Below are 4,771 nucleotides of genomic sequence, written 5' to 3'. Positions count from 1 at the left end.
CCTTACTTAAAGCGCCGAATCCTCAATCGAAGACTCATTGCACGCATCCTAAGAGTCGATGATGAGCAACTGGTATGCTTGCTCGATATCTTTAAGCGCGGTGACAGCGACTATGAACAGTTTCTCGACGATCCGCGAGAGTATGGCAGAACCCACTTCGATCCTCAACTGAATCAGCAACACATCCGAGACTGGCTCACCCATGAAAAGAACAAGCAGCATCCCGTTCAGAAACTCCCGGAACTACCGCTAGAACTGCGTCCTTGGCTAGAATCTCCGAGTTGGGAGATGGAGACGCTGACTGAGGACTGGGTGATTTATGAAAGCGAAGAATGGGTGACGCGCTTCAGGCAACAGGAAGTCCAAGACGCCTGGGAAGCTTATTATGAACTGGTTGCGGGAATTCGCTCCGGGGCTCATCCCTCAGAAGGCTTTCCCGATTTGTTGAATGTAAGGTTATCTACATTGAACGGACATTACATCCTTTACAGCGAGATGCAAACCGCTGATACCTTTGTTGGGGGTGTCTTGTTTCTGTTAGCGCCTTTTAATCACCGACCCTCCAGAGAAGAGATTATCCAAATCGGGAAGAAAACGGCTTTATTTGATGGCTTTGGCACAACTAACGTCTTGGCACGACCCTTAAGTCTTCATGACTTGACCCCCTTTGCTCAACGTTCCTATCCCTCCTATCTGCTTGCTGATGAACAGAGTTGGCTAGCAATTGAGCGAGGGAAAGAGGCCAATCTCGCTCTTTCCGTGGAAGAAGAGCAGATTCTTCAGTCCGTTTCCAGTGCAGCACCGGGTCAAGGTTCGTTGCCCTTATTTATCAACGGACGAGCGGGTAGCGGTAAGTCTACCATGCTGCTGTATCTGTTTGCCGACTACTGCTATCGGAAGTATTACGACCAGCGAGGACATCGCCGTGAGCAGCCTCTCCCTGGTGAGCCGTTGTTTCTCACCTATAATCAGCGCTTACTGGAGGTGGCGAGAGATGGAGTAACGACCTTACTGGCATCCCATTACCGCTTTGTGGCAGAGAGGAGTCAAGGGGAGGAGAAGGAAAGCATCGATCACTACTTCCAACCGTTCCAAAAATTTCTGTTTGGCTTGCTACCGTCCCATGAACGTTCCAACTTTGACCCAGAAAAGTACATTTCCTTCCATCGCTTCAAACAACTGTATCAGGGAAAAAGTCCCTGTGAATCGTTAGCTAAAGTCGTTCTGCACCTCCCTCAAGGCAGGCGCTATTCCCCAGAAACCTGCTGGCACATTATCCGTAGCTTCATCAAAGGGTATAGTTTGGAGGAGTACATAACTCCCGAAGATTACCAGCAGGAAGTTCCCCGCAAGGAGCACACCGTCTCTGTTGAGAAATTCCAAGGTATTTATGACACCATCTGGGAACGCTGGTATAAGCGCATCACCACACAGCAAGGCTATTGGGATGACCAAGATTTGATTGCTCGTGTACTCAAACTGAAGTGTTACCGTCCTGAATATACAGCTATTTTCTGCGACGAAGCCCAAGACTTTACCCGACTGGAACTTCAGCTAATTATGCGGCTGTCGATGTTTTCCCAATATCATCTAGGATACCAGCCCCTTCGCAGTCTACCCTTTGCCTTTGCAGGAGACCCCTTCCAGACGTTAAATCCAACGGGATTCCATTGGTCTAGCCTGCAAGCTATCTTTGATGCGGAAGTGATTACCGCACTAGACCCCGCCGATCAGTTAAAGCTCGTGATTAATTTCCAAGAATTAGCCAATAACTACCGCTCTACTCCACCCATTGTGCAAGTTACTAATTTAATTCAGCTTTGGCGTCATGTTTTATTTAATATAGCTGAACTCAAGCCTCAGACGGCATGGCAGCAAGGCAACTTCTCCGAACCGCAAAAGTTCATTCTCAACCAGAATATTAGTCCTGAAGAACTAAGGGATTATATCCGAGACACGATTATTATTGTGCCTTGTGAAGAAGGTGAAGAAGTGGCTTATGCTCAAGCCGATGAGGTTCTCTCGGAAATTTTCCCTCGGTTGGTTCCAGAGGAAGAAGGGGACACCGTAACACAGGTAGAAGTCGAAAGTCCCAATTCCCCTGAACCACTGAAGAATGTATTGAGTGCGATCGCAGCGAAAGGATTGGAGTTTAAAAAGGTTATTCTCTACAAGTTTGGGGAAGACTGCAACCAAAACGTCTGGACTCTTAGTGGGAAAGGGATTGACCAACGAGTCAAGGTAGAATACTTTTTCAATAAGCTTTACGTGGCGGCATCCAGAGCAACCGAACATCTGTTTGTGGTGGATTCAGAAAAAGGCGATCGCCAGTTGTGGCAATACGCGAGTGATGAAGCGTTGTTGCAAGCCATGCTCTATTACGCCAAAAGCCAAGAACCCTGGCAAGAGAATGTTCGTACTATCAGCATCGGTAATCCCAGAACGGTACAGGAACTGCGCGAAGATAACCCAGGTGCGATCGCCTATGAGTTTGAGACTAAGGGATTAAATACACACAACCCCGATTTACTCAGACGCGCCAGACAGTTCTACAACGATCTCGGTGACAGGGAAAAAGCCGACTTTTGTGAAGCTTGGACGCTCAAATTTGAAGAGAAATTTTTGGAGGCGGGAAACTACTTTTTCACCTTAAATAAAACCGAAGAAGCTTGGGATTGCTACTGGCAAGGAATGTGCTGGTCAGAGTTAGCCACTTGGTACAACCTGCACCCCGAAAATCAGTCGATAGAGCGTTCTCTCACTCTGTTTATGGTTGCCGATCCCAAGGATTTAGAGGCTCTCAACGCCTTCACCTCATTAATTAGGGGCAATAAGTCGCTGAGCGTTGCAACTTCTAACCAATCGACCAACCTGCAACCTTCAACCCTTTCCTCTAACCTGCAACCTTCAAGCCTTGATAGTCAGCAATGGAAAAGTGCGATCGAGGAGTATGAGAACCGCCTTGAAGGGTTACTCAATGTTTCCAACATTAAACCTACTCAATGGCAACAGTTTGCTAAAGGATTAGAAGCTTTAGAAACACATGGTTATAGCCCTCTATCTGAGCATAACGTTCAACTGAATTCACTAACAGCTGAGTGTTTATACCGTGCCGAAAACTATGAAGAAGCGGTGCGGATTTGGGAAGAATGTGATGTCCCCCAAAATCCTGAGTACAATCGTGCAAAAGCCAAACTTTTAGGTATTCCTGAGGGTTTGGAATATCTGGCACAAGCTGGGGAACATGGCACTATTATTGCCGAGTGGGAAAAGGCAGGAAAACCACGCCTGCTCCACTGGCTCCCCTACGTTGCACCTGCCTTAGAAATCAAGCAGCAATATCAACAAGCTTTTGTTGTCTATATCTGGCTGGATGAATTAGCCAAGGTTAAAGAGTGCTTTGAGAAGGCAAGCCAAGATGCACCAACAATCAAGCTGCTCACCGTTTTATTACAGTATCTTTATCGTAAGAAGCATTGGCCTGATGCGATCGAAGCGATCGAGAAATATTCACCGAAAATCATCGGTTATGAACGTCAAAAAGCAGACTTAAAGTTTGATTTTGTATATGAAATTGCAGTTTCCGATTTAACTCCCAATGACATTATCAAAGAGCATCGTAAGCTCTATAAGAAATTCTTAAAAGAACAAGTTTTATTAACTTCTGACTGGCAGCATTCTCTGTTGATGCAGCAAGTGGGAATTGCCTTAGAAAAAATTGGTTCACTCGTAGAAACCCTCGAATTTTACGAGCAATTTGTTTCAAATTCTAACCCGGAATTACGTCAGTTTGCCCAAGAGCGTTGGATTGCTACGAAGAAGAAACAGGAGGATTACGCCAGAACTCATGGGCAAATAGAGAAAGCGGCAAAAAGCCATTCAGAAATGCTCAAAAAAGCGGATGCCTGGGCAATTTCTACGGACTCGGTGCCGCTTGAGCCCCCAGCCGCACCGAAAGAGCGTCCAACCCCCCAAGTTTCTGCTTCTCAGTCTACGGCTACCTCCTCAGAACCATCCAAATCGCCAACAGCTACGAAATTGCAATTTGTGATAAGAGGCTTGCCGAATGGAACAAAGATAGAACAACTAGGGGATGGAGTCATTCGGTTTGGGGTTCGTCACCTGGTCATCAAGGTGATGAGACAGGGTAAACAAGTTTTAATTACAGATGCGCTCAACAGTCGGGAAGTGCGAGTGGATGGGGCACAATGTAAAGTCATTATTGGGGACGCAACAGTGGAAGCAGTTGGTGGGAATCAATTAGCATTTGCACTTTCTACAAGCGGCTACAGTGGTGGCTTAGTCTGTGATAATAAAAAGTCGCGACTGGAACTGGATGTTCAAGGTTTGCCGAACAAAATTTATATTGAGCTTTAGATATCTTTAGCTCAGATTTGAAGGTCGATAGTCCTGAGTGAATATGGTGCGTTACGCTACGCTAACACACCCTACCAAGAAAGGCTGTGCGTCAGTCCTAAACTGTTGAATTTCCTTGGCCATTTTATAGAGGGAGTTGAATAAATTTGCGATTTATCAAGATTAGGCGTAGGCTTTTTTTGATTAGTATCCTCTCATGTGCACTTCCTTTCCTCTTAGTTTTTTATCAGTTTAGTAGACCTCTTCCGGCTAGGGAAAGTCCTTGGGAAGTTGTCACAGGAAAGGAGAAAGTTACTCGCTTTGAATTTTTGTCTTGGTTTGACCAAGATGCCAGACTTTATACTCTTCCCGCCCAGAACAATGAATTTGTCTTTACCCCATCTTCTCCTTTCTA

2 protein-coding genes are annotated in these 4,771 nt (G+C 45.9%); both read left to right on the top strand.

Annotated elements, in window-relative coordinates; all coding sequences use genetic code 11:
- Positions 1–4,377: hypothetical protein (locus V6C93_RS25035; protein WP_333479389.1), on the top strand; the 4,377-nt coding region annotated here is incomplete at its 5' end.
- A gap of 179 nt (positions 4,378–4,556) precedes the next feature.
- Positions 4,557–4,771 (top strand): hypothetical protein (locus tag V6C93_RS25030; RefSeq protein WP_333479388.1); only part of this gene is annotated, 215 nt, incomplete at its 3' end.

Origin of the sequence: Allocoleopsis sp. (assembly GCF_036703385.1) — a bacterium.
GTDB lineage: Bacteria > Cyanobacteriota > Cyanobacteriia > Cyanobacteriales > Coleofasciculaceae > Allocoleopsis.
The sequence above is the reverse complement of the archived record's forward strand: the minus strand, read 5'-3'. Positions and strand labels throughout refer to the sequence as shown.